Source organism: Streptomyces sp. AM 2-1-1 (assembly GCF_029167645.1).
In the GTDB taxonomy this organism is placed as follows: domain Bacteria; phylum Actinomycetota; class Actinomycetes; order Streptomycetales; family Streptomycetaceae; genus Streptomyces.
This window is the reverse complement of record NZ_CP119147.1, coordinates 2,766,421-2,786,683: the sequence shown is the minus strand read 5'-3', so window position 1 is coordinate 2,786,683 and position 20,263 is coordinate 2,766,421. Positions and strand designations below refer to the sequence as shown.

Here is a 20,263-nt window from a genome sequence, read left to right as displayed (position 1 = left end):
CGGCCTGCACCTCTGATGCTTTACTGGGCGCTCGGGCGGCCTTCGCAGAGGCGTTCGGGGAGGCGTCGGAACGAGGTTCGTGAACTTCTTCACAAGGATTTCGGCCCGTGCGGGGCAAGTTCTTCCCTCTCCGGGGTGCGAATGGGCCCGTGAGGAGGTTTCGTGCGGTACGCGCGGGCGTCCCACTCCTCCCGCGCGCGGGAGGAGTGGAACGGGTGGGAGGCGGGCGCGGGGCTGTCGCGGCGGGGCCAAGGACCAGCTCACAAGTGGTGAACAACGTTCTCCGCAGTGCTGGGGTTCCCCGTGTTGACCATGATCTGGGTCACGCGGGCGGCGCAGTGTAGCAGAGGGGGCCGGGTACCTTGTGAAGGGGCTCACGAGCTACCCCCCCGGGTGGGGTGGATACTCGATTGCATGAGCACCACGGAGCGTCCCAGGATCCTCGTTGTAGGCGGTGGGTACGTAGGCCTGTACGCAGCTCGACGCATTCTCAAGAAGATGCGCTACGGAGAGGCGACCGTCACGGTCGTCGACCCGCGCTCGTACATGACGTACCAGCCCTTTCTTCCCGAAGCTGCTGCAGGCAGCATCTCGCCTCGGCACGTCGTCGTCCCCTTGCGACGCGTGCTGCCCAAGGCTGAGGTTCTCACCGGTCGTGTGACGACCATCGACCAGGACCGCAAGGTCGCCACGGTCGCGCCGATCGTCGGCGAGGCCTACGAGCTGCCCTTCGACTACCTCGTCATCGCGATGGGCGCGGTCTCCCGCACCTTCCCGATCCCCGGCCTCGCCGAGCAGGGCATCGGCATGAAGGGCATCGAGGAGGCCATCGGCCTGCGCAACCACGTCCTGGAGCAGCTGGACAAGGCCGACTCCACGACCGACGAGGAGATCCGCCGCAAGGCGCTGACCTTCGTCTTCGTCGGCGGTGGCTTCGCCGGTGCGGAGACCGTCGGTGAGGTCGAGGACATGGCCCGGGACGCGGCCAAGTACTACACGAACGTCAAGCGCGAGGACATGCGCTTCGTCCTCGTCGACGCCGCCGACAAGATCCTTCCCGAGGTCGGCCCGAAGCTGGGTGCGTACGGCAAGGAGCACCTCGAGAGCCGTGGCGTGGAGATCTACCTCTCCACCTCCATGGACAGCTGCGTCGACGGTCACGTCGTGCTGAAGAACGGCCTGGAGGTCGACTCCAGCACCATCGTGTGGACCGCCGGTGTGAAGCCGAACCCGGCGCTCTCCCGCTTCGGCCTGCCGCTCGGCCCGCGTGGTCACGTGGACACCAGCGAGAAGCTCCAGGTGCAGGGCACCGACTACATCTGGGCCGCCGGCGACAACGCCCAGGTCCCGGACATGGTCGGCCGCAAGGCCGGCAACCCGAACGCCTGGTGCCCGCCGAACGCCCAGCACGCGCTGCGCCAGGCCAAGGTCCTCGGCGACAACGTCGTCTCGGGCATGCGCGGCTTCCCGCAGAAGACGTACGAGCACGCCAACAAGGGTGCGGTCGCCGGTCTCGGCCTGCACAAGGGCGTCGCGATGATCGTCCTGGGCAAGGTGAAGATCAAGCTCAAGGGCCGTCTCGCCTGGTACATGCACCGTGGCTACCACGGCATGGCGATGCCGACGTTCAACCGCAAGATCCGTGTCTTCGCCGACTGGACCCTCGCGATGTTCCTCAAGCGTGAGGTCGTCTCGCTGGGCGCCATGGAGACGCCGCGCGAGGAGTTCTACGAGGCCGCGAAGCCGGCTCCGGCTCCCGCCGCCGTGAAGGCCGAAGGCGAGAAGGCGAAGGCCTGACCCCGCCCCACCCGGTTCCGTCACCGCGCGTCGGTGCCGGCCGCCGGTAGCCGTACCCGTACGACGCCCGAAGGGGCCGCCCGCCATCCGTGGTGCGGGCGGCCCCTTCGGCGTCTCCGGGCGTGACGGGACGGGCCCGGAGCGGGGCGTGGATCTCGCGTCCGGATCGGGGAGAGGCCCCCAGAAGTCCTTGGCTGTTACATGTACTTTGCTCAAGTATTGCCCGGTAGCGGGATGAGGGCCGTCCCGGCCACAGTTGACGCAGGTGTCACCCCGCCGTGGCGCTGGCGCTCATCGGCGAGGCGATGATGCATGTGCACGCATATGGGCATTTTTGGGAAACACCACCACGGAGGTGTGCGCCATGGCAGACGCCGCGTCGCGGCTGACCGCTCTTTTTACGGAACTGCTCGGAGAACCCCTTCCGGTTCGGATCCGGGCCTGGGACGGCAGTGAAGCCGGACCGCCCGATGCCCCCACTCTCGTCGTCCGCCACCGCCGCGCGCTGCGCCGGCTGCTGTGGAAGCCGGGCGAACTGGGGCTGGCCCGGGGCTGGGTGGCCGGGGAGATCGACGTCGAGGGCAATCTGTACGAGGCCCTCGACCGCATCGCCTCCCTCCTCTGGGACCGGGGCGCCGACGCCAAGGACACCGTCCACCCGCTGCGCGATCCGAAGGTCCGGGCCTTCGCCAAGGGCCTCGCCCGGCTCGCGGGCCCCTACCCCCCGCCCGCCCCGCCCCGCGAGGAGATGCACCTCCGCCGCACCGGCCCGCTGCACACCCGGCGCCGGGACAGGGAGGCCATCAGCCACCACTACGACGTGGGCAACGACTTCTACGCGTTGGTCCTCGGCCCGTCGATGGTCTACTCCTGCGCCTACTGGGAGGACGGCGGCACCCTGGAGGACGCCCAGCGCGACAAGCTCGACCTGGTCTGCCGCAAGCTCGCCCTCAAGGAGGGCGACCGCCTCCTGGACGTCGGATGCGGCTGGGGTTCGATGGCCGTCCACGCCGCCCGCGAGTACGGCGCCGTCGTCACCGGCGTGACCCTCTCCGCCGAACAGGCCACCTACGCCCGCAAGCGGGTCGCCGAGGAAGGGCTGACGGACCGGGTCGAGATCCGGGTGCAGGACTACCGGGACGTGCGCGACGGACCGTACGACGCCATCTCCTCCATCGGTATGGCCGAACACGTCGGATCCGTCCGCTACCGGGAGTACGCCGACGACCTCTTCGCCCTCCTCAAGCCCGGTGGCCGCCTGCTCAACCACCAGATCGCCCGTCGGCCCGAGAAGGACGAAGAGGCCTATCACATCGACGAGTTCATCGACGCCTATGTCTTCCCGGACGGTGAACTCGCCCCGGTGGGGCGGACGCTCGGCATCCTGGAGGAGGCCGGCTTCGAGGCGCGGGACGTCGAAGCGCTGCGCGAGCACTACGCGTTGACGCTGCGTCAGTGGGTGGCCAACCTGGAGGGGAACTGGGCCGCCGCGGTGGCGGCCACCTCGCCCGGACGGGCCCGGGTCTGGCGGCTCTACATGGCCGCTTCCGCGCTCTCCTTCGAGCACAACAAGATCGGCGTCAACCAGATCCTCGCCGTCCGGCCGACCGACACCGGACACTCCGGCATGCCCGCCCGCGCCCGCCGCTGGACGGCTTCCGCCACCGACTGACCCACCTGCCCGCGCACGTACCGATCACTGCCGGTCGCCCCGCGCACAAGGGCCGGAGACCGCGTCCCACGCGGTCTCCGGCCCCCGGTCCTCCATCACGGCCGCCGGTTCTCCCCGACGGCCCCCAGTTCTCCCCCACGGCCGCCGGTTCTCCCCGACGGCCGTCCCGTCACTCCGTCTTGATCGCCGTCAGCATGTTCAGCCGCGCGGCGCTGCGGGCGGGCCAGAGGGACGCGAGGACACCCACCAGCGCGGCGAGCACCAGGAAGATCCCGATGCGGGCCCACGGGATCACCAGCTCGTAGTGCGGGATCGCGGAGGCGATCGTACGGCCGATCGCCCAGCCCAGGAACGTCCCCAGGAGCACGCCGACCACCGCGCCGAAGAGCGAGATGACCACGGCCTCCAGCCTGATCATGCGCTTGATCCGGGCCCGGTCCAGGCCGATCGCCCGCAGCATCCCGATCTCCTGCTTGCGTTCGAAGACCGACATGGCCAGGGTGTTGACCACCCCGAGCACCGCGATGAGCAGTGCCATCGCCAGCAGGCCGTACATGATGTTCAGCGCCAGGTTGATGAAGCCGCCGAACATGTCCCGCATGTCCTGGCGGTCCATCACGCTCATCGCCGGGTTGTCGCCGAGCGCGTCCACCACGGCCCGCTCGTTCGCGGCCGAGGCGCCGCCGTCCGTCGTCAGCCAGATCTCCCGGATGTCGGGGACCTCGCTGTGGGCGTTCGCCAGTTCCTCCGGGAGCAGGACGGGGGAGGAGAGGAACTCGTTCGACTCGTAGGTCGCCCCGATCGTCACCTCGCCCTTCTTCTCGTCCTCGAAGGTCGCCGGCAGCGTGTCACCGGTCTTCCAGTGGTTGGTCCGCGCGGTGTCCGCATCGACCGCGATCCGGCCCGCGGCGAGCGAGTCCAGCGAGCCGGTGACCGTCTTGAGGGCGAAGACCTCTTCGATGTCCCCCGGGGTGACACCGGACGCCGCGTGCTGTTCGCCGCCGAGCGTCAGCCAGTTCGCCTGCTGCGGGGAGACGGCGGTGACGCCGTCCGCCTTCCGCAGCGCCTCCAGGGCGGCCGGGTCCAGCGCGTCGCCGCTCGCCATCGAGACCATGTAGTCGGCCTTGATGTTGTCCGTCGTCATCCGGTCGACCGCCTGGCCGAGCGTGACGCCCAGCACCGAGATGCCGGTGACCAGCGTCAGCCCGATCGCCAGGGCGGAGGCGGTGGCCCCGGTACGGCGCGGGTTGCGCACCGCGTTCTGTGCGGCCAGCTTCCCGGAGACCCCGAACACCCTGGTCAGCAGCGGGCGCACCAGCGCGACGGCAGGCCGCGACAGCAGCGGGATCAGCACGATGATGCCGATCAGCGCCAGGAAGGCGCCGCCCGCGATCAGCACCCGGCCGTTCGTGCCCCCCGTCGCCGCGCCGCCGACGATCCCGGCGGTACCCAGCAGGGTGACGGCGCCGCCGATCGAGTTCCGCACGACCAGGGAACGGGTGCTCGCCACCGCGTGCACACTGCTCATGGCGGCCACCGGGGCGATCTTCGCCGCCCGTCGGGCGGGCAGCCAGGCGGCGAGGACCGTGATCACGACACCCACGCCGAACGCGGCGAGCACCGTGCCCGGCGCGACCACCAGCGGTCCCGCCGGAATCTTCCCGCCGATCACGCCCATCGCCGAGCGCAGCGCGGCGGCGAGGCCGACACCCAGGGCGAAGCCGATCGCCGAGGCGATGAGCCCCACCAGGGCCGCCTCCGTCAGCACCGAGCGCTTGACCTGCCGGCGCGAGGCGCCGACGGCGCGCATCAGGGCCAGCTCACGGGTGCGCTGGGCGATCAGCATGCTGAAGGTGTTGGCGATGAGGAAGACGCCCACGAAGAGCGCGATGCCGGCGAAGACCAGCAGGATCGTGTCGAGGTTGCCCAGCCCGTCCTCGATCTGCTCCGCCTGCTCGTCGGCGAGGGCCTGTCCGGTCCGGGCCTCCGCGCCCTCCGGCAGCAGGGTCTTCACCTCGGCGAGCAGCTGCGCGTCCGAGGCGCCGGGCGCCGCGGCGACCGTGGCCTCCTGGAACTCCCCGGGCCGCAGGAACAGCCGCTGCGCGGTGGCCTCCTCGAAGAGGACCAGGCTGCCGCCCGCGTTGACCGCCCCGTCCTCGGTGGTGAAGACGCCGGTGAGGGTGTACTCCTTCACCGGCCCGTTGGTCGCCACCCGCACCCGGTCGCCCACGTGGTAGCGGCCCTTGCCGGCGGAGGAGGCGTCCAGGGCGATCTGGCCGTCCTTCGCCGGGCCGCCGCCGGAGGTGAAGGTGTAGGAGGCGTCCTCGCCGTCCTCGCCGGGGGCGAAGTTGCCGCCGGTGGTCGACCAGCCGTTGCCGATGAGCTTGCCGTCCCGGTCGGCGACCCCGGCGAAGCCGGACACCCGCCCGGTGGCGCCGGCCACGCCGTCCAGCGCCCGGATCCTCTCCAGGGTCGTGGCGTCGAGGCCGGCGGCGCTGTCGTCATGGCGGCCGGAAGCCGTCGACACGGCCACGGCCACGTCGTCGTAGCTCTTGGCGGACTGGTTGCGGAAGGCGTTGCCGAGGGTGTCGGTGAAGATCAGCGTGCCGGAGACGAAGGCGACGCCGAGCATGACCGCGAGCACGGTCATCAACAGCCTGGCCTTGTGCGCGAGCACATTGCGCAGGGCGGTACGGAACATGTGGGTGTCCTGGGATGAGGTCCGAAGGAGGGCGTGGCGTGCCCGGGGGGGCGTTACGGAGTACGGGACCGGGCCGGTCCCCGGCTCAGCTGGTGCGGCCCTTGGCGTCGAACGCCTTCATCCGGTCCAGCACCCCGTCGGCCGTGGGCCGCGCCATCTCGTCGACGACCGCGCCGTCCGCGAGGAAGACGACCCGGTCCGCGTAGGAGGCGGCCACCGGGTCGTGGGTCACCATCACGACGGTCTGGCCCAGTTCGCGCACGGAGTTGCGCAGGAAGCCCAGGACTTCCGCACCGGACCGCGAGTCGAGGTTGCCGGTCGGCTCGTCGCCGAAGATGATCTCGGGCTGCGAGGCGAGGGCGCGGGCGACCGCGACGCGCTGCTGCTGGCCGCCGGAGAGCTGGGTCGGCCGGTGCTTGAGCCGGTCCGAGAGTCCCACCATGTCGATGACCTGCTGGAGCCAGGCCGCGTCCGGCTTGCGGCCCGCGATGTCCATCGGCAGCGTGATGTTCTCCAGCGCGGTGAGCGTCGGCAGCAGGTTGAACGCCTGGAAGATGAAGCCGATCTTGTCCCGGCGGAGCTGGGTGAGCTGCTTGTCCTTGAGCGAGCCCAGCTCGGTCCCGCCGATTCGCACTGACCCGGAGCTGAACGTGTCGAGCCCGGCCACGCAGTGCATCAGCGTGGACTTGCCGGAGCCGGACGGCCCCATGATCGCGGTGAACTCACCCTGCGGGAAGTCCACGGAGACCCGGTCCAGGGCGACCACCTGGGTCTCGCCCTGGCCGTAGACCTTCGACAGCTCCGTGGCGCGCGCGGCGACGCCGGTGGCACGGGGGACGGGGGGTGCGGTGGTCATGGGGGCGCTCCTGGGAGGACGGGGACGGGGAGGACTCCCGGGCACCCCCGCACCGGCCGCCTGCCCGGGAGGACGCACCGGGCCGGCGCCCCGGTACCGGCGGCACCTTCGGGCCCTTCCATCCTCCGTGTCCCCGGTGCTCCGGTCGTCAGCCCCGGTGCCCGTTCGGTGGCCCACTTGAGTCGCACGGCGCGGGCCCCGTCTCCTCCTGCGGTATGACATCCCCACCGCCGGCCATCAGGGCAGGTCAGCGCGGCGGCGCCGTCGATCCGCGTGGCACGAGCCGGGCGGTGGCGTCCTCGCGGCCCTCGGCCGCGCCCTCGGTCACCAGCGTCAGCAGGGTCCGCGCGGCCAGCGCCCCGTACGCCGCGACGTCCCGGCCCAGTGCGGTCAGCGGCGGCCGGACCACCTGGGAGAGCTGCGAGTCGTCCCAGGCGACGAGCGAGAGGTCGGCGGGCACGTCCAGCCCCATCTCCTGGGCGACGGAGAGACCCGCGACGGCCATGATGTCGTTGTCGTAGACGATCGCGGTCGGCCGCTCGGGGGAGCTGACGAGCCGGCGGGTCGCGTGCGCGCCCTCGTCGCCCGAGTAGTCGGTGTGCACCACCACCGGGGCCCCCAGGCCGAGGTCGGCGCAGATCTCCCGCTGCGCCCGGTCCCGCAGCAGGGTGTGGGTCAGCTCCGCCAGCCCGGCGACGCGCGCCACCCGGCGGTGGCCGAGCGCGTGCAGATAGGACCACGTGTCGCGGAGCGCCGCCGCGTCGTCGGACCACACCGGGGTCAGCGGTCCGGCCGCGGACGGGTGGCCGATCGCGACGGCCGGCAGCCCGAGACCGGCGACGCCGGTGACGCGCGGGTCCGGTTCGCCCGGGGCCGGCTCCCGCAGATCGGCGAGGAAGATCCCGTCCACCCGTCCCTCGCCCCACCAGCGCCGGTACACCTCCAGCTCCTGCCTCGGGCCGCTCACCATCTGCAGCAGCAGCGCACAGCCCCGCGCCGAGAGTTCGCTCTCGATGCCGCTGATCAGCTCCATGAAGAACGGCTCCACCCCGAGCATCCGGGCGGGGCGGGAGAGCGCGAGGCCGACCGTTTCGGCGCGGGCGCGGGTGAGCGCGCGGGCCGCGCTGTTGGGCTGCCAGCCGATCTCCTCGGCAATGGCCTTGATGGCGGCACGCGTGGTGGGGGAGACCCCCGGGCGGTCGTTGAGCGCGTAGGACACCGCGACCTTGGAGACCCCGGCGCGCAGCGCGATGTCGGCGATCGTCGGGCGGTTCTTGGGCAAGGGGACCTCACTTAACCGGTTCGTGTCGACCGGCATCGTAGCCGTCGGCCCTCGCCGGACCGTGTCGCCCCCGCCTGCCCGAATGCCTCCCCGGGACCCCCGTCCGGGCTCGAAGGTACCGTCAACTCCTTTGACCGGCAAGGGTGGGAGCGCTCCCGCGCACACCCTTGACACGCTTCCCGGGCCCTCATACCTTCACGGCACTTACCCGGTTCAGTGACTCCGCTCGCAGGAACGGCGGGGAGAGGAAGGGCTATGGGGACGGGTATCCGGGTGCGGATCGCCACCGCACTCGCCGTGATCGCGCTCACCGCCACCGCGTGCACCGGGGGGAGTCCGGTGACGGGCAAGGGTCCGGGCGGCACGCAGGGCGGAGCGTTACCGCGCGAGGAGACGCTCTACACCACCGGTACGCAGTGGGGGCCTCCGGCCAACTACAACCCGCTGCGCAGCTGGGACCACGCCACCGGCACCAAAGGGCTGGTCTACGAGACGCTGTTCCACTTCGACCCGAACACCGGGAAGCTGAACCCCTGGCTCGCCGAGTCCGGCGGCTGGAAGGACGCGAAGACCTACGAGGTGAAGCTGCGGGCCGGTATCACCTGGGCCGACGGCGAACCGCTCACCGCGAAGGACGTCGCCTACTCCTACGGCCTCGGAAAGATCGAGGCGTCCTCCTTCCACTCCCTGTGGAGCTGGCTCTCCGGCGCCGAGGCGGTCGACGCCACGACCGTCCGGTTCACCTTCGAGGAGGCCCACTACCAGGAGTGGGACTTCACCCTCTACGGCCAGCCGGTCGTCCCCGAGCACGTGTGGAGCGGCCGCTCCGAGGAGGAGATCCTCAACGGGGTCAACGACAAGCCGGTCGGCAGCGGGGCGTACACCCTCAAGAGCAAGTCCCAGGACCGGGTGGTCTGGCAGCGGCGTGACGACTGGTGGGGCACGAAGGCGCTCGGCATGACGCCCGCGCCGCGCTACATCGTCGACGTCTCCAACCCGAGCAACGAGGTCGTCATCGGCCAGCTCGGCCAGGGGCAGCTCGACCTGAGCAACAACTTCCTGCCCGGTGCCTCCTCGCTGGTCAAGTCCAAGAAGGTCGTGTCGTACTACGACGAGCCCCCCTACATGCTCTCCGCCAACACCGCCTGGCTGGTCCCCAACACCACCCGCACGCCGCTGGACGACGCCGCCTTCCGCAAGGCGCTCGCCGCCTCCGTGGACATCGACAAGATCGTGAAGGGCGTCTACGGCGACCTGGTCAAGAAGGCCGACCCGACCGGTCTGCTCCCGCAGTGGGACAGTTACGTCGACAAGGGCGTGGTGGCCTCCGACGGGTTCTCGTACGACACCGCCGGCGCGAAGCGGACCCTCGCCGACGCCGGGTACCGTGACAAGGACGGCGACGGACTGGTCGAGAACAAGGACGGGTCGAAGATCAGCCTCAAGCTGGCCGTGCCCACCGGCTGGACCGACTGGATGGAAGCAGCCAAGGTCATCGCCGCCGGCGCCAAGGCGGCGGGCATCTCGGTCACCACGGAGTTCCCCGACCAGAACGCCCTCAGCGAGCAGCGCGCGAAGGGCGACTTCGACCTCGTCATCAACAACGACCGCCAGCTCTCCAACACCCCGTGGACGTACTACGAGTACATGTTCCAGCTCCCCGTCCAGAAGCAGCAGAACACGGTGAACTTCGGACGGTACGAGAACCCGGAGGCGTGGAAGCTGGTCCAGCGGCTCGGCGGGGTGCCGACCGACGACGCCGCCGGGATGAAGGCGGTGACGAGCCGGCTCCAGAAGATCCAGCTGGACGAGATGCCGATCATCCCGCTCTGGTACAACGGCCTCTGGTCGCAGTCCACCACCGGCACCTGGACCAACTGGCCCTCGGACGCCGAGGGAGCGCCCACCCACGCGCCGGCGCTCTGGCGCAACTGGCTGGAGATGGGCGGCTTCGAGATGCTGACCCAGCTCAAGCCGGCGAAGTAGCCCCGCGGCCGGTCCGGTACCGCGGGCCCCAGCGCCCGTACCGCCCCGGCCGCCCCGCCTTCGCCGCCCTCACGCCGCCCGGCGCCCACGCCGCCGCCCGGCCTTTTGACCGCCCCGCCGCGCGCGCCGCCCTGACACGCGCGCGCCCGGCGGGGCACCTCGACGGGAGCTCCCTTGCGCCGCTACTTCGCCCGAAAACTCCTGGTCTACGCGCTGACGTTCGTCGTCGCCGTCACCGTCAACTGGATGATCCCGCGCTTCATGCCGGGCGACCCGGTGGCGTCCATGGTCTCCCGCGCCCGCGTCTCCCAGCCGGAGGCGGCCGAGGCGATGCGCGGCTACTACAACAACCTCTTCGGCTTCGACGAACCCGTCTGGCAGCAGTACCTCCACTTCTGGGGCGCCCTGCTCCAGGGCGACTTCGGGATCTCCGTATGGGTCTTCCCGACCCCCGTCTCCGACGTACTGCTCGACGCCCTCCCGTACACCCTGGGGCTGATGCTCCCGGCGGTGCTGCTCAGCTGGATCGCCGGCAACTGGGCCGGCGCGCTCGCGGCCCGCCGCAAGGTGCTCGACAACACCGTGCTGCCGGCCGGCTACCTGCTGACCGCGATGCCGTACATGTGGATCGCGGTGATCCTCGCCTGGGCCCTCGGCTCCAAGGCCGGATGGTTCCCGATCTCCGGCGGCTACAGCCTGGACATCCAGCCCAGCTGGAGCCTGGACTTCGTGGCCGACCTGGCGCACCACTGGGTACTGCCGTTCCTCTCGCTCTTCCTCGTCGCCCTCGGCGGCTGGGCCATCGGCATGCGCAACATGATCATCTACGAGCTGGAGTCCGACTACTCCTCCTACCTCTCCGCCCTCGGCGCACCGCAGCGGCTCATCCGGCGCTACGCGTTCCGCAACGCGGTGCTGCCCCAGATCACCGGCCTCGCCCTGCAGTTGGGCGTACTGGTGGCCGGAGCGCTGGTCACCGAGATCGTCTTCGCCTATCCCGGACTCGGCTCGCTCATCCTCGCCGCCATCCAGAACCAGGACTTCTTCCTGCTCCAGGGGGCGTTCCTCTTCATCGTCATCGGCGTACTGATCGCCAACTTCGTCATCGACGTCGTCTACGTCCTCGTGGACCCCCGGACCCGTACCGGCATGGCAGGAGGCCAGTCATGAGCGCGCCGCCCGGACCGGCCGGCGGCGACGCCGGCCCCTCCGCACCCACCGCACCCACCGCGGAGAAGAAGCCGGCCGGCTCCGTCCGCGAGACCCTGCACTACGCCGTCCGCAACCCGAAACTGCTCATCGGCTCCGCCGTCGTCCTGGCCCTGCTCCTCCTCGGGCTGATCGGCCCGCCCCTGCTCGACACCACCGACCCGAACGCCTACGGCGGCCCGCAGGCCGCGCCGCCCGACTCCACGTACTGGATGGGCACCACCACCTTCGGCCAGGACGTGTACGCGCAGTTCGTCCACGGGCTGCGCGCCACCTTCCTGGTGGGCGTGGTGGGCGGGGCCATCGCCGCCGTCGTCGCGATGCTCGTCGGCTTCTTCGCCGGCTACCGGGGCGGCGTGCTGGACGAGCTCCTCACCATGGTCACCAACGTGGTGCTGGTGATCCCGGCGCTCGCCGTGCTGCTCATCATCAACGCGTACCTGGGGGTGCGCTCCGTACCCGTGCAGGGCGTCTTCATCGGGCTCACCTCCTGGCCCTGGGCGGCGCGCGCCATCCGGGCCCAGACCTTCACCCTGCGCACCCGCGAGTTCGTGGACCTGGCCCGGCTCAGCGGCAACGGCACCTGGCGGATCGTGTTCCGCGAGATCGCGCCCAACATGAGCTCCTACCTCTTCATGATGTTCATCCTGCTCTTCGGCGGCTCCGTCCTCATCGCCTCCTCGCTCGACTTCATCGGCCTCGGTCCGACCGGCGGCGTCTCGCTCGGCCTGATGCTCCAGAGCGCCCAGCAGTGGAGCGCGCTCAGCCTCGGCATGTGGTGGTGGTTCGTGCCGCCCGGCGCCGGGATCACCGCGATCGTCGGCGCCCTGTACATCGCCAACGTCGGCCTCGACGAGGTCTTCAACCCGAAGCTGAGGGAGTCCTGAGCACATGACGCTGACCGTCACCGACCTGCGGGTCCACTACCGCACCCTGCGCGGCGAGGTCCGGGCGCTGGACGGCGTCGGCTTCGACGTGGCCGACGGCGAGATCCTCGGCCTGGCGGGCGAGTCGGGCTGCGGCAAGACCACCCTCGGCAAGTCGCTGATCCGGCTGGACGGACGGATGCGCCACGCCGGCGGCACTGTCACCCTCGACGGCGACGCCGTGCCGATCGCCGACGACCGGGCGATGAACGCCTTCCGCTTCCACCGGATCTCGCTCGTACCGCAGTACTCGATGAGCGCCCTCAACCCGACCCGGCGCATCGGCCGCATGATCCGCGAACTCCTCGCCTCGCGCGGGGTGGGCGTGGACACCGCCGAACTCCACCGCCGGCTCGACCTGGTGGGCCTGGACCGGGACGTGCTGGACCGCTACCCGATCGAGCTCTCCGGCGGCATGAAGCAGCGCACCGTCATGGTGATCTCCACCCTGCTCGACCCGGCCGTCCTGATCGCCGACGAGGTGACCTCCGCCCTCGACGTCTCCACCCAGAAGGCCGTCGTCACCGCGCTCACCGGGCTCCGCGACGCGGGCCTCGTCACCAGCATGCTCTTCATCACCCACGACCTGGCCCTCACCTCGCAGATCGCCGACTCGATCATGGTGATGTACGCGGGGAAGCTCGCCGAGAAGGCGCCGACCAGGACCCTCACCGCCGAGCCCCGCCACCCGTACACCCGGATGCTGCTCGGCTCGCTGCCCCAGGTCGGCGTACGCCACCGCGACCGGCCGCTCAGCGGGATCGCCGGCTCCCCGCCCTCCCTGCTCGACCCGCCGGCCGGCTGCCGCTTCCGCGACCGCTGCCCGCTCGCCGACGCCCGGTGCGCCGAGGAGCCGCCGGTCGTCGAGATCGCCCCCCGCCACTCCGTCGCGTGCTGGAAGGCATGATGCTGACCCTGGACCGAGTCACCAAGACCTACCGCGCGGGCGCCTTCGGCGGCGGCTCGGTCACCGCCGTCGACCGGGTCTCCTTCGACGCCGCGCCCGGTGAGGTCGTCTCCCTCATCGGCGAGAGCGGCAGCGGAAAATCGACCATCGGCCGCATGGTCCTCGGCCTCACCGGGGTCTCCGGCGGCAGCCTCACCCTGGACGGCACCCCCGTCCGCCCCGGCAAGGACTTCTACCGCCGCGTCCAGGGCGTCTTCCAGGACCCCTTCTCCTGCTACAACCCCGTCTTCAAGGCCGACCGCGTCTTCGCCATGATCCGCCGCGCCTACCATCCCGGAGTCCCCGACCGGGAGTGGGAGCAGCGCGTCGAGAAGGCCGTCCGGGACGTACGCCTCGACCCCGGGCAGGTGCTCGGCCGCTACCCCCACCAGCTCAGCGGTGGCCAGCTCCAGCGCCTCCTCATCGCCCGCGCCCTCCTGCTCGACCTGAGCTTCCTGGTCGCCGACGAGATCACCAGCATGCTCGACGCCTCCACCCGCATCGACGTCCTCAACCTGCTGGCCGGGCTGAAGGAACGCGGGCTGGGCGTCCTCTACATCACCCACGACCTCTCCCTCGGCACCTACCTCGCCGAGCGGACCGTGGTGCTCCGCCGCGGCCGGGTCGTCGAACGCGGCGACACCCAGAAGGTGTTCGGCAACCCCCTGCACCCGTACACCCGGACGCTGCTGGCCGCCGTCCCCCGGCTCAACACCCCCTGGGACCCGCCGGAGCCGGTGGAGAGCTGCGCGTACCACCGGGGCGCGGCGGACCCCGGTGACTCCGCCGGTCTCCACGAGGCGGAGGACGACCACTTCGTGGCCTGCGCCGGACTCCCCGACTGCGGAAGGACCCCCGCGTGACACTCCACCGACTGCCCCTCGCCGAAGGCTGGACGCTCCGCGCGGGCGGCCCCGTCCCCGTGTCCCTCCCGGCCGACGGCGTACCCGCCACGGTCCCCGGCTGCGTCCACACCGATCTCCTCGCCGCGGGGCTCATCGACGATCCGTACCTGGACGACAACGAGAACCGGCTCGGCTGGATCGGCCGCACCGACTGGACGTACACCACCACCTTCCACCGGCCGGCCGCCGCTGAGCACCGCGCCGACCTCTGCTTCGACGGTCTCGACACCGTCGCCACGCTCACCCTCAACGGCACCGAGCTCGGCCGCACCGCCAACCAGCACCGCTCCTACCGCTTCCCGGCCGAACACCTGCTCCGCGAGGGGGCCAACACCCTGGAAGTCCGCTTCACCGCCCCGTACGCCTACGCGGAGGCCCTGCGCGAGCGGCTCGGCGACCGGCCCGGCGCCTATGCGGAGCCGTACGCCTTCATCCGGAAGATGGCGTGCAACTTCGGCTGGGACTGGGGGCCGACCCTGGTCACCTCCGGCATCTGGCGCCCGGCCGCCCTGGAGAGCTGGACCGGCCCCCGGATCGCCGGGGTCAAGCTCCTCGGCGACGTGGACCCGGACGGGGTGCCGAGACTCTCGGCGACCCTCACGGTGGACCGCCGGGGTGCCGGGGGCGAGGAGGGCGGGGCCCTCACCGCGTACGCCGACGTCGCCGGGGAGCGGCACCCCTTCACGGTCCCGGCCGGCGAGTCCGCCGCCACCCTGGTGGTGGCCGTCCCGCGGGCCGAGCGGTGGTGGCCGCACAGCCACGGTGACCAGCCGCTCCACACCGTCACCGTCCGGCTCGGCGACCACACCTGGCAGGGCAGGACCGGCTTCCGCACGGTCTCGCTGGAGCGTGAGGCGTTCCGGATCGCGGTCAACGACGAGCCGGTCTTCGTCCGCGGGGTGAACTGGATCCCCGACGACTGCTTCCCGTCCCGGATCACCCGGCACCACCTCTCCGACCGCCTCGACGAAGCGGTCGCGGCAGGGGTCAACCTCGTACGGGTCTGGGGAGGCGGCCTCTACGAGAGTGACGACTTCTACGAACTCGCGGACGAGAAGGGCCTGTTGGTCTGGCAGGATTTCCCCTTCGCCTGCGCCGCCTACCCGGAGGAGCAGCCGCTGTACGACGAGGTCGCCGCCGAGGCCCGGGAGAACGTCGACCGGCTCGCCCCGCACCCCTCGCTGGTCCTGTGGTGCGGCAACAACGAGAACCTGGAGGGCCACGCCGACTGGGGCTGGGCCGAGGAGCTCGGCGACCGTACCTGGGGCCACGGCTACTACCACGACCTGCTCCCCGCGATCTGCGCCGAACTCGACCCCACCCGCCCGTACTGGCCCGGTTCCCCCTATTCCGGGTCGCCCGAACTCCCCCCGAACGAACCGTCGCTGGGCACCGTCCACCTCTGGGACGTGTGGAACCGGGTGGACTACCGGCACTACGCCGACCACGCCCACCGCTTCGTCGCCGAGTTCGGGTTCCAGGGCCCGCCCGCGTACGCCACCCTCCGGCGCGCGGTCAGCGGCGAACTGGCGCCCGACGCCCCGTACGTACGCCACCACCAGAAGGCGGAGGACGGCGACGCCAAACTGCTGCGGGGTCTCGGCGACCACCTCCCGCGACCGGGCGGCACCGGTACGGACGCCTTCGACGACTGGCACTGGCTCACCCAGCTCAACCAGGCCCGCGCCGTCGCCTTCGGCATCCGCCACTTCCGTTCCCAGGCCCCGTACTGCACGGGCGCGATCGTCTGGCAGCTCAACGACTGCTGGCCGGTCGTCTCCTGGTCCGCCCTCGACGGTGACGGCCGCCGCAAGCCCTTGTGGTACGCCCTGCGTTCCGTCTACGCCGACCGCCTCGCCGTCCTCCGCGACTCCGCCCTTCACCTGGTCAACGACGCCGCCGCACCCTGGGACGGCACCCTCCACCTGACCCGGCACGCGCTGGACGGCACGGTGCTGGCCGAGGAGCGGCTGCCCGTCGCCACGGCCGCCCGGGACGCCACCCGGGTACCCCTCCCACCGTCCGTCGCACAGCCGGCCGACCCGGCGCGCGAACTCCTGGTGGTACGGCTGGGGGAGGAGCGGACCGTGGAGTTCTACGCGGAGGACACCGCCCTGGACCTCCCCCCGGCCCGCTGGACGGCGACCGTCACTCCGTACCCCGAGGACGGCGCGGCCCCGGAGGGGTACGAGGTCCGGGTGACCGCCCGCACCCTCCTGCGCGACCTCGCGCTCTTCCCCGACCGCCTGGCCCCGGCAGCCCGGGTGGACAGGATGCTGGTGACCCTGCTCCCCGGCGAGACCACCGTCTTCCGGGTCACCGGGGCACGGCTCGCCGACCCGGACGCCCTGACGAGGAAGCCGGTGCTGCGCTGCGTGAACGACACCGTCGGCTGCTGACGGGAGAGGCGCCGGGGAGGTGCCGGGGAGGTGCCGGACGGGCCGTTGAACGGCCCCCGGGCGGTCCCCGGGCGGTCCCCGGACGGGCGGCGGGGAGGCGCGGTCGGGGCGCCCGGGGAGCACGGGGGCGGGGACCGGGGTGGTGCGGGGGTGGCGGGGCCCTGGCGAACGGTGGTGGAGATCCGGCGCATTGGTCCGTAAGAGTGCGGCGACTTTCCGTCAATCCCGTGTGCCGGGGCTGGGGACCATGATCGGGACGGGTCCATGGTCATGACCTCGGGACGTGGTCTGACGACCCATCAAGCGGTCAATAAAATAAGACAACATCGCGCTACCGCTCCGCTGGTGGGGGACGCCCCCGGATAGGGTCGAGACCCGACGCGGAGCCGCGCGCCAGCCCGGGTGGTGGAACGCAGACACGGCGAGCTTAAACCTCGCTGCCCCTCGGGGGCGTGCCGGTTCGAGTCCGGCTCCGGGCACCAACACCGTCCGCGGCTCCGACCTCCCGAAGGGGTCGGAGCCGCGGCGGCGCGGCCCCGTGCGGACGCATCGCGCGCCTCCGATCGCCGCGACACCTCATCGACCACGGGGAGCGACAGGAGGGCGCTCCGGCGGGCGAACCCCAGCACCGGAGCGGGCGGACCCAGCACCGGAGCGGGCGGACCCCGCACCGGAGCAGGCGGACCCCGCACCCGGCAGGCCCTGGCGCCCCGTCGTGCCGCCCCGCGCTCAGGGCCTGGGCCAGGGTCGTCCGCCGAGCCGTTCGAGGTCGGTGTTGAAGCGGCGGAGGTAGCCGGCGAAGGCGGCGACGTCCTGGTACGGCCAGTCGGCCATGACCCGGCCCAGGGAGGCGACCGTTCCCTCGCGCTCCTCGTCGAGGATGCGTCTGCCCTCGGCGGTGATGCGGAACTTGCGGGCCACGCCGCCCGCCGGGTCGGGGATGCGCTCCACGAGTCCGGCACGCACGGCAGCCGCGGTCTGGCGGTTGAGCGTGGAGGCGTCGAGATCGAAGGCCTCGCTCAACTCCCCGACGGACATGGGCCCCTGGACGCGGATGCGACTGAGCAGGATGTACGCGCTGCGCTCCAGGACGCCGTTCTCACGGCGTCCCTTCCGCTGGTTCAGTCCGTGGCGGTTGAGCAGCATCTGCTCGTACTCGACGTCTTCGACGGCCCTGTCCATGAGCGGGATGCCTCCAGTCTCCTGCCGGGCCGCTGCCCCGTGCCCCGAGGGCGTCCCGGGCATATCTTTGCACAAAGATATGCATCGGGCACATCACATGCATGATGCAATAGGCCTGTACGATGCTCATTCTTTGCACCCCGCAGGCCCCGGCCCACGGCCCCGACCCACATCGAGGAATCGCGTTATGGACGCCCCCCAGCCCACGGCCCGCGCAGGCGGCGTGATCACGACGCTGGCCCTGGCCGGCACCGTCGCCGCGGTCATGCAGACCCTGGTGACCCCCCTGATCGCGGAACTCCCGCAGATCCTGCACACCTCGTCATCCAACGCGGCCTGGGTCATCACCATCACGCTTCTCGTCTCGGGCGTGTGCGTGCCGGTCTCGGGCCGCCTCGGCGACCTCATCGGCAAGCGCCGGATGCTTCTCGCGTGCAGCGTTCCGCTGATCATCGGATCCGTGGTCTGCGCACTGGCCTCCTCCCTCGTCCCGATGATCGTCGGACGCGGACTCCAGGGCATGGGCATGGGCATGGTGCCCCTCGGCATCGCGCTGCTCCGTGACGTGGTCCCCACCGAGAAGCTGAGCGGCTCGATCGCCCTGGTCAGCGCCTCCATGGGCATCGGCGGCGCCCTCGGCCTGCCGATCTCCGCCGCCGTCGCCGAGTACGCCAGCTGGCGCGTCCTGTTCTGGGGTGCCGCGGTCCTCGCGACGATCGTCGCCGGGATGATCTACACCTTCGTCCCCGACGTCCCGGCCGCCGCGAAGGGCCAGCGCTTCGACGCTCCCGGAGCGATCGGGCTCGCCATAGGACTCGTCTCGCTGCTGCTCGCGATCTCCAAGGGCGCCGACTGGGGCTGGGGCTCGGGCACCACGCTCGGTCTCCTCGCTCTGGCGGTCGTCGCGCTGGGTGTCTGGGGCTTCTACGAGCTCCGCACCCGCGACCCGCTGGTCGACCTGCGGACCACCGCGCGCCCACGCGTCCTCATGACCAACATCTCCTCGATCCTGGTCGGCGTCGGCATGTACTCCTTCATGCTGATCGCGCCCCAGCTGCTCCAGTTCCCCGAGGCCACCGGTTACGGCCTCGGGCAGTCGATGCTGGCCTGCGGCCTCTGGATGGCTCCCGGCGGCGTGATGATGATGATCGTCTCGCCGCTCGGTGGAAAGCTGATCAACGCCCGCGGCCCGAAGATCGCGCTCGTCCTCGGCGCCCTGGTCATCTCCGCGGGTTACGGCATCTCCCTCCTGCTGATGGGTTCCGCCTGGGGCCTGATGATCGTCGGCATCGTCATCAACAGCGGCGTCGGCCTCGCCTACGGCGCCATGCCCGCCCTGATCATGAGCTCGGTCCCGATCTCCGAGACCGCTGCCGCCAACGGGTTCAACACCCTGATGCGCTCGCTCGGTACGACCATCGGCTCGGCCGTCATCGGTGTGGTCCTCGCGCAGATGACCATCGACCTGGGCGGCCACTCGCTCGCCTCCGAGGACGGCTTCCGCGTCGGCCTGACCATCGGCTGCGCGGTCGCCCTCGTCGCCGCCGCCGTCGCCGCCTTCATCCCGGGCCTCGTCCGCCCGGCCGCGGAGAGCGGGACCGACCCGGCCGCCTCGCCCGGGAAGACCGCCGTCGAGGCCGCCTGACCCGCAGCCGTACGAAGGGGTCCCCGCACACCGCGTGTGCGGGGACCCCTTCCGTCTCAGCCGACGGCCCCTCGGAGCTCCTGCTCCGCCACGTACTCCCGCGCCGCCGCCAGCGCCTCCGCGTGCAGCGCCTCGCCCGCCGGGAGGAGGCTCGGGAGCAAGGTGCGGTCGGTGAACGCGCGGAACGCCAGGGCCGCGGTCACCGTGTGGTCCGGGCGGTGGACGATCTCGACCGGATCCCCGGCCCGGACGGAGCCCGGGGTGATGACCCGCAGGTAGGCGCCGGTCGCGGCCTCCTCGCTGAAGCGCTTCACCCAGCGCTCCTCCGTGAGGTGCCCCGCGAAGGTCCGGCACGGGATACGGCCGTCGGTCACCTCCAGGACCAGGTCCGGGCCGATCCGCCACCGCTCGCCGACCAGCGCCTCGCTGACCACCACGCCGCGGGTCGTCAGGTTCTCGCCGAAGATGCCGTTGGGCAGCGGCTTGCCGAGCTTCTCCTCCCAGGCGTCGAGCTCCTCCCGTGCGTAGGCGTACACCGCCTGGTCGCTCCCGCCGTGGTGGCGCAGGTCGCACACCGCGTCCCCGGCCAGACCGCTGCCGCCGGTCCCCTTGGGGCCGGGGTCGGTCACCCGTACCGGGCCCGCGGCCGGCCGCTTGTCGATGCCGGTGAGGCCGTCGGGAGCGCTGGAGTGCGCGGAGTACCGGGGCGTTCCGAGGTTCACGGTCAGCAGCTGCATGGGGAGATGCTAAGACCGTG

14 protein-coding genes and 1 tRNA gene are annotated in these 20,263 nt (G+C 71.4%); 10 read left to right on the top strand and 5 right to left on the bottom strand.

Translation table 11 applies throughout. The features are described from left to right. Nucleotides 1-414: 414 nt before the first annotated feature. Entirely contained in the window at nt 415-1,797 is a 1,383-nt protein-coding gene (locus PZB77_RS11740; RefSeq protein ID WP_275492533.1) for an NAD(P)/FAD-dependent oxidoreductase, read from the top strand. Nucleotides 1,798-2,161: 364 nt separating this feature from the next. Further along, nucleotides 2,162-3,469, top strand: coding sequence for a cyclopropane-fatty-acyl-phospholipid synthase family protein (locus tag PZB77_RS11735; RefSeq protein WP_275492532.1), 1,308 nt, complete (start codon nt 2,162-2,164; stop codon nt 3,467-3,469). A gap of 169 nt (nt 3,470-3,638) precedes the next feature. Here the strand turns inward: PZB77_RS11735 and PZB77_RS11730 are convergent, their stop codons facing one another. The 3 genes from PZB77_RS11730 to PZB77_RS11720 form a co-directional block, all read right to left on the bottom strand. Then, complete coding sequence (locus PZB77_RS11730; RefSeq protein ID WP_275492531.1) at nt 3,639-6,170, bottom strand: ABC transporter permease; 2,532 nt, start codon at nt 6,168-6,170, stop codon at nt 3,639-3,641. 85 nt (nt 6,171-6,255) lie between these two features. Further along, a complete protein-coding gene (locus PZB77_RS11725) occupies nt 6,256-7,026 on the bottom strand; it encodes an ABC transporter ATP-binding protein (protein ID WP_275492530.1) in 771 nt (256 codons plus the stop codon). Between the two features lie 247 nt (nt 7,027-7,273). Beyond that, nucleotides 7,274-8,308 carry a LacI family DNA-binding transcriptional regulator gene (locus tag PZB77_RS11720; protein WP_275492529.1) on the bottom strand — a complete coding sequence of 345 codons (1,035 nt, stop codon included), beginning with the start codon at nt 8,306-8,308 and terminating at the stop codon, nt 7,274-7,276. Nucleotides 8,309-8,563: 255 nt separating this feature from the next. Between PZB77_RS11720 and PZB77_RS11715 the strand changes: the two genes are divergently transcribed. The 7 genes from PZB77_RS11715 to PZB77_RS11685 all read left to right on the top strand — a co-directional run bounded on the left by PZB77_RS11715 (nt 8,564) and on the right by PZB77_RS11685 (nt 17,161). After that, the gene (locus tag PZB77_RS11715) at nt 8,564-10,294 is read left to right on the top strand and encodes an ABC transporter substrate-binding protein (protein WP_275492528.1); all 1,731 of its coding nucleotides are present in this window, start codon (nt 8,564-8,566) and stop codon (nt 10,292-10,294) included. A 174-nt stretch (nt 10,295-10,468) separates the two neighbouring features. Continuing rightward, complete coding sequence (locus PZB77_RS11710; RefSeq protein ID WP_275492527.1) at nt 10,469-11,464, top strand: ABC transporter permease; 996 nt, start codon at nt 10,469-10,471, stop codon at nt 11,462-11,464. Continuing rightward, the gene (locus tag PZB77_RS11705) at nt 11,461-12,390 is read left to right on the top strand and encodes an ABC transporter permease (protein ID WP_275492526.1); all 930 of its coding nucleotides are present in this window, start codon (nt 11,461-11,463) and stop codon (nt 12,388-12,390) included. Before PZB77_RS11710 ends, PZB77_RS11705 begins: the two co-directional genes overlap by 4 nt. A 4-nt stretch (nt 12,391-12,394) precedes the next feature. Further along, nucleotides 12,395-13,336, top strand: a complete 942-nt coding sequence (locus tag PZB77_RS11700; protein ID WP_275492525.1) for an ABC transporter ATP-binding protein — start codon at nt 12,395-12,397, stop codon at nt 13,334-13,336. Beyond that, nucleotides 13,321-14,238, top strand: coding sequence for an ATP-binding cassette domain-containing protein (locus PZB77_RS11695; protein WP_275492524.1), 918 nt, complete (start codon nt 13,321-13,323; stop codon nt 14,236-14,238). The genes PZB77_RS11700 and PZB77_RS11695 overlap by 16 nt, the downstream gene beginning before the upstream one ends. Continuing rightward, nucleotides 14,235-16,679, top strand: coding sequence for a glycoside hydrolase family 2 protein (locus tag PZB77_RS11690; RefSeq protein WP_275492523.1), 2,445 nt, complete (start codon nt 14,235-14,237; stop codon nt 16,677-16,679). The genes PZB77_RS11695 and PZB77_RS11690 overlap by 4 nt, the downstream gene beginning before the upstream one ends. A 396-nt stretch (nt 16,680-17,075) precedes the next feature. After that, nucleotides 17,076-17,161, top strand: a tRNA-Leu gene (locus PZB77_RS11685). A gap of 247 nt (nt 17,162-17,408) precedes the next feature. On the opposite strand, the gene PZB77_RS11680 is transcribed toward PZB77_RS11685, so the two are convergent. Next, a complete protein-coding gene (locus tag PZB77_RS11680; RefSeq protein ID WP_275492522.1) occupies nt 17,409-17,861 on the bottom strand; it encodes a MarR family transcriptional regulator in 453 nt (150 codons plus the stop codon). A 187-nt stretch (nt 17,862-18,048) separates the two neighbouring features. Between PZB77_RS11680 and PZB77_RS11675 the strand changes: the two genes are divergently transcribed. After that, entirely contained in the window at nt 18,049-19,506 is a 1,458-nt protein-coding gene (locus tag PZB77_RS11675; protein WP_275492521.1) for an MFS transporter, read from the top strand. 56 nt (nt 19,507-19,562) lie between these two features. On the opposite strand, the gene PZB77_RS11670 is transcribed toward PZB77_RS11675, so the two are convergent. Beyond that, a complete protein-coding gene (locus tag PZB77_RS11670) occupies nt 19,563-20,243 on the bottom strand; it encodes an MOSC domain-containing protein (protein ID WP_275492520.1) in 681 nt (226 codons plus the stop codon). Nucleotides 20,244-20,263: the final 20 nt, after the last annotated feature.

Excerpts from the sequence above, each read along its gene's own strand:
- PZB77_RS11740 (WP_275492533.1), top strand. The coding sequence starts at position 415 with ATGAGCACCACGGAGCGTCCCAGGATCCTCGTTGTAGGCGGTGGGTAC.
- PZB77_RS11735 (WP_275492532.1), top strand. The coding sequence starts at position 2,162 with ATGGCAGACGCCGCGTCGCGGCTGACCGCTCTTTTTACGGAACTGCTC.
- PZB77_RS11730 (WP_275492531.1), bottom strand. The coding sequence starts at position 6,170 with ATGTTCCGTACCGCCCTGCGCAATGTGCTCGCGCACAAGGCCAGGCTG.
- PZB77_RS11725 (WP_275492530.1), bottom strand. The coding sequence starts at position 7,026 with ATGACCACCGCACCCCCCGTCCCCCGTGCCACCGGCGTCGCCGCGCGC.
- PZB77_RS11715 (WP_275492528.1), top strand. The coding sequence starts at position 8,564 with ATGGGGACGGGTATCCGGGTGCGGATCGCCACCGCACTCGCCGTGATC.
- PZB77_RS11705 (WP_275492526.1), top strand. The coding sequence starts at position 11,461 with ATGAGCGCGCCGCCCGGACCGGCCGGCGGCGACGCCGGCCCCTCCGCA.
- PZB77_RS11700 (WP_275492525.1), top strand. The coding sequence starts at position 12,395 with ATGACGCTGACCGTCACCGACCTGCGGGTCCACTACCGCACCCTGCGC.
- PZB77_RS11680 (WP_275492522.1), bottom strand. The coding sequence starts at position 17,861 with ATGGACAGGGCCGTCGAAGACGTCGAGTACGAGCAGATGCTGCTCAAC.
- PZB77_RS11675 (WP_275492521.1), top strand. The coding sequence starts at position 18,049 with ATGGACGCCCCCCAGCCCACGGCCCGCGCAGGCGGCGTGATCACGACG.
- PZB77_RS11670 (WP_275492520.1), bottom strand. The coding sequence starts at position 20,243 with ATGCAGCTGCTGACCGTGAACCTCGGAACGCCCCGGTACTCCGCGCAC.